The following is a 319-nucleotide window of genomic DNA, read 5'->3' on the forward strand; positions in this document are numbered from 1 at the left end:
ACATTGTCGAAGAACCATTTCCGCTCCGCCGCATCTGGGATCAGGCGGCTGAACGGGATGTCCGGATCGTAATGGACCAGCACCTTGCCGATGTCGAACACGATATGGCGGATTTCAGTCATGCTGTGTCTTACTCCGTCTGCCGCTCAAAGCGGGCGCTGCTTTTTGGTCGCGCCCGGTATGGCCGCCTCGATTACCTTTTTCATGACGGTTGGCAGCGCTTCCCCGGAAATTTCATGGGCCAGCGACCAGAAATGCCCATCCGGCGCATCGCCTGTGACATGGGCATGGAAAACATCGAGTTCGAGCGCGAAATGGG

At 57.4% G+C, this 319-nt stretch carries 2 pseudogenes; both read right to left on the reverse strand.

The features are described 5' to 3' along the window. Positions 1–122: pseudogene (locus tag EN852_RS42915) on the reverse strand (HAD family phosphatase); the annotation flags it as partial. A gap of 24 nt (positions 123–146) precedes the next feature. Next, positions 147–319, reverse strand: a pseudogene (locus EN852_RS42920) (A/G-specific adenine glycosylase); the annotation flags it as partial.

It is taken from the genome of Mesorhizobium sp. M2E.F.Ca.ET.209.01.1.1 (assembly GCF_004010375.2).
Lineage (GTDB): Bacteria > Pseudomonadota > Alphaproteobacteria > Rhizobiales > Rhizobiaceae > Mesorhizobium.